General features: G+C 73.1%; 5 protein-coding genes and 1 pseudogene. 3 read left to right on the top strand and 3 right to left on the bottom strand.

Annotated elements, in window-relative coordinates:
• The 3 genes and pseudogenes from AB0J52_RS31265 to AB0J52_RS31255 form a co-directional block, all read right to left on the bottom strand.
• A pseudogene (locus AB0J52_RS31265) lies at positions 1 to 272 on the bottom strand (molybdate ABC transporter permease subunit); the annotation flags it as partial.
• 56 nt (positions 273 to 328) lie between these two features.
• A complete protein-coding gene (gene modA / locus AB0J52_RS31260; RefSeq protein ID WP_500186338.1) occupies positions 329 to 1108 on the bottom strand; it encodes a molybdate ABC transporter substrate-binding protein in 780 nt (259 codons plus the stop codon).
• A 50-nt stretch (positions 1109 to 1158) separates the two neighbouring features.
• A complete protein-coding gene (locus tag AB0J52_RS31255; RefSeq protein WP_500186336.1) occupies positions 1159 to 1551 on the bottom strand; it encodes a helix-turn-helix domain-containing protein in 393 nt (130 codons plus the stop codon).
• A gap of 198 nt (positions 1552 to 1749) precedes the next feature.
• On the opposite strand from AB0J52_RS31255, the gene AB0J52_RS31250 reads away from it, so the two are divergent.
• The 3 genes from AB0J52_RS31250 to AB0J52_RS31240 form a co-directional block, all read left to right on the top strand.
• A complete protein-coding gene (locus AB0J52_RS31250; RefSeq protein ID WP_500186335.1) occupies positions 1750 to 2739 on the top strand; it encodes an alpha/beta hydrolase in 990 nt (329 codons plus the stop codon).
• Between the two features lie 18 nt (positions 2740 to 2757).
• Positions 2758 to 3192, top strand: a complete 435-nt coding sequence (locus AB0J52_RS31245) for a PPOX class F420-dependent oxidoreductase (protein ID WP_500186333.1) — start codon at positions 2758 to 2760, stop codon at positions 3190 to 3192.
• Between the two features lie 181 nt (positions 3193 to 3373).
• The coding region (locus tag AB0J52_RS31240) for a hypothetical protein (protein WP_500186331.1) at positions 3374 to 3888 on the top strand (515 nt) is incomplete at its 3' end.

Here is a 3888-nt window from a genome sequence, read left to right as displayed (position 1 = left end):
GTCACCAGGGCCCGTACCAGCCGGACGCCGGGGAACGGCACCCGGGCCAGCAGCCAGGCCAGCGGCACCCCGAACAGCAGGCACAGCCCGGTCGCGATCGTGGCGCTGACCAGCGACAACCGCAGCGCCTCCAGCATCTGCGGCTGGCCGAGCCGGGTCCCGAGCGTGCTCCAGGGCGCGCGGACCAGCAGCCCCGCCAGCGGCAGCACCAGGAAGACCAGGCCGATCAGCGCGGGCAGCAGCAGCACGAGCGGCGGGTGTGTCCGGCCCACTCGTCCACGAACCGTCCGCCCCCGATCGGCGGGCGTCCGCCGCCCGCGCAGGACGGTCACGGTGCCTCGAATCCCGCCTCGCCCAGCGCCGCCTTCCCCGGCTGCGACAGGACGTACCGGACGAACTCCCCCGCCAGCGCGGCCTGCGGAGCCTTCGCGAGCGCGGCGATCGGGTAGGCGTTGACCGCCTTGGCCGACTCGGGGAACTCGATCCCCTCGACCTGCCCGGCGGCCGCCCTGGCGTCGGTGCGGTAGACCAGCCCGGCGTCCGCCTCCCCGAGCCGCACCTTGGTCAGCACGGCCTTGACGTCCTGCTCCTGCGACACCGGCCGGACGGTGAGGTGCGCGGCGGCGAGCGCCTGCGCGGCCGCGGCGCCGCACGGCACCTGCTCGGCGCACAGCACTACCTTCAGCCTGGGCGCGGCCAGGTCGGCGAGCGCCCGCACCTTCCCCGGGTCTCCCTTCGGGACGGCAATGACCAGCCGGTTCTTCGCGAACACCGTCGGCTGCCCGGACGCGTCGCCCGCGTCGGCCACGGTCTTCATCGTCGTTCCGCTGGCGGCCGCGAACACGTCCGCGGGCGCGCCCTGGGTGATCTGCCGCGCGAGGGTCGAGCTGCCGCCGAAGTTGAACCGGACCTTCACGCCCGGGCGCGTCCCCTCGAAGTCCTTCCCGAGGCGGGTGAACGTCTCGGTGAGCGACGCGGCGGCGAACACGGTCAGCGTCCTCCCGCCGGGACCGCCCGAGCCGCCGGACCTCCCGTCCCCGGTACTGCCGCACGCCGCGAGCGCCAGCAGGGGCAGCGCCGCCACGGCGGCCACGGATACACGTCTCAGCACAGCGACTCCTCGGGGGGTTCGAGCACAGGGCGGGCTTCGGCGGACGGTCAGCCCGCGTCGGGCCGCTCGACGACGACGGTGGTGGACTTCACGACGGCCTCGGCGACCACGCCCACCTCCAGGCCCAGTTCCTCGGCGGCCTCACGGCTCATGAGCGACACGATGCGGAACGGCCCGGCCTGGATCTCGACTTTGGCCATGACCGTGTCGAGCACCACGTCGGTGACGATGCCGCGCATCCGGTTGCGGGCGGAGGAGAAGCTCTCCCCCGGCTCCCGGGCCTGGCCCCGGACGAAGGCGGCCAGGGCGTCCCCCGGCACGATCCGGTGTCCATGCTCGTCGCGAACGGCGGGCAGCCGCCCTCCGTCCACCCAGCGGCGCACGGTGTCGGCGCTGACCCCGAGCAGGGCCGCGGCCTCGCTGATCCGGAAGCTCGTCACGCCGCCAACTCTAAACCCTCGCACATGCCACCTCTATCCGGGACAGGCCTAAGAACTTGCCAGGCACATCATCGAATCCAGCACGCATCTGCTGCTTAGCCACACAACCGCTCGAAACGGAGACTCACACCTCCCCCTCCACGGAAGGGAGCGATTAGAATCTCGTTCGGAAATCGGTGCCGGAAGTGAGGAGCGGACGTGACCCGTGCGGAACCCGCCACGCTGGTGATCGAGAAGCACGGGAGCGCGAGCCTGCGGTCGCGAGCCGTCGCCGCGGGCGTGCGGAGCGTCCTGCGCCCGCGGCTGGCGAAGGCCGCGGCGCTGCCGCCGGACGACCGGGCGCTGCGCCGGGCCGCCATGCTGGACCGGCTGGCCGGACGCGCCCGCCCGCCGCGCGGGGCGCGGTTCGAGTCGGTCCGGTTCGACGACTTCCGAGCCGAGTGGACGCACGGACCGGGCGTCGGACCGGACCGCGACAAGGTCATCCTGTACCTGCACGGCGGCGGATGGGTCAGCTGCGGCCTCAACACGCACCGCCGGATGGTGTCCCGGTTCAGCGCCGCCGCCGGGGTCCCCGCGCTGTCGGTGGACTACCGGATGATCCCGGCCGTCCCGTTCGAGGAGGAGGTCGAGGACTGCCTGACCGCCTACCGGAGCCTGCTGGACGACCGGGACGCCTCCGACATCGTCGTCATGGGCGACTCGGCCGGCGGATACCTGACCTTCGCGACCGCGCTGCGCGCCCGCGAGGACGGCCTGCCCCTGCCCGCCGCGCTCGTCGCCCTGTCCCCCATGCTCGACATGGACCTCGGCGACAAGCTCGCGCACGCGAACATGAAACTCGACCCGTCCGCGCCCGGTCCGCTGCTGGAGTGGCTGGTGCGCAGCTTCCTCGGCCACCTGGACCTCACCGACCCCAAGGTCTCGCCGATCCGCGCCGACCTCGCCGGGCTGCCGCCCGTCCTGCTCACGGCCGGCTCGACCGAACTCCTTTACTGCGACGCCGAGACGATGGCCCGGCGGCTCGTCCGGGCGGGCGTCCCGACGACGCTGCAGGTCTGGGACCGGCAGCTGCACGTCTTCCAGATGTTCGGCCCGCTGCTGCCCGAGTCCCGCGCGGCGATCGCCGGCATGGGCGCGTTCGTCCGCCGGGCGTTCGCGCGTCCGGTTGACCTCAAGGCGAGTTGAGGTCCTACCGTCGCGGGCATGACGAACAGCACCTCGCCCTTCACCGCCGCCGAGCGCGCCTACCTGTCGACGCAGGGCCTCGGCCGGCTCGCCACCGTCGGCCCGGACGGGACGCCGAACGTGCGTCCGGTCGGGTTCCGCCTGAACGACGACGGCACCATCGACATCGGCGGCCCGGACAACGCCGCCAGCCGCAAGTACCGCAACGCCCAGGCCCGCCCGGACGTCTCGTTCCTGGTGGACGACATGACCTCCGCCGACGACCCGGACGCCGTCCGCCCGGGCTGGGGCCGGGGCGTCGAGATCCGCGGCCGCGCCGAGCTCGTCAAGGGCGAGATGCACATCGGCAAGGGCTTCTTCAGCGACGACCTGATCCGCATCCACCCGTCCCGCGTCATCAGCTGGCACATCGACCCGGACAACCCCTCCGGCTCCGCCCGCCCCGTCGGGTGACGCATGCTCGGCCCCACGGCCGCTCAGGTCGTCGGGACGGCCGGCGGCGCCCGCATGAAGGGACGGAGGGAGGGTAAAGGCGGCATAAAACTTGAGAGTCCGACCTGGTCGGGAGGCGTCGAAGATGACCGGGACCATGCGAGTGCCGAGAAGCCGGGGGGCTTTCAGCGGGGTTCTCCTCGTGCTGCTCGGACTGTGGGGAGCCCTGCTGCCGTTCGTCGGGCCGTACGCCCACTTCGGCTTCCACCCGGACCAGACATGGATCTACGGGACGGACCGGCTCGAACTGTCCATCGCGCCCGGAGCGGCGACGGCACTAGGGGGACTCGTCGCGCTGGTCGCCAGGAACCGGGTGATCGCCTCGGCCGGCGGATGGCTCGCCGCGCTCGGCGGCGCCTGGTTCGTCATCGGGACGCAGGTCGCGGTGCTGTGGGACGTCAACGGCATCGGCGACCCGCTCGGCGCCACCAAGGAACGGCACCTGGCCGAGCAGCTCACCGGCTTCTCGGCGCTCGGCGTCGTCATCGTCTTCCTCGCCGCGGTGGCGCTCGGCCGGTTCGCGGTCGTCGGCGTCCGCGAGACCGCCGCCGAGACGGCCGCCCAGGAGGCCGACACCTCCGCGCGCGTCTCGCCGGACGAGTCGGCGGTCACCCAGCCGCTCAAGCCGTCGGCCTACGGGCGCTACGCGCGCCGACC

The organism is Spirillospora sp. NPDC049652, from assembly GCF_040675125.1.
Taxonomy (GTDB): domain Bacteria; phylum Actinomycetota; class Actinomycetes; order Streptosporangiales; family Streptosporangiaceae; genus Spirillospora.
Note: the sequence above shows the minus strand (reverse complement) of the source record. Positions and strands in the feature narration are given on the sequence as shown.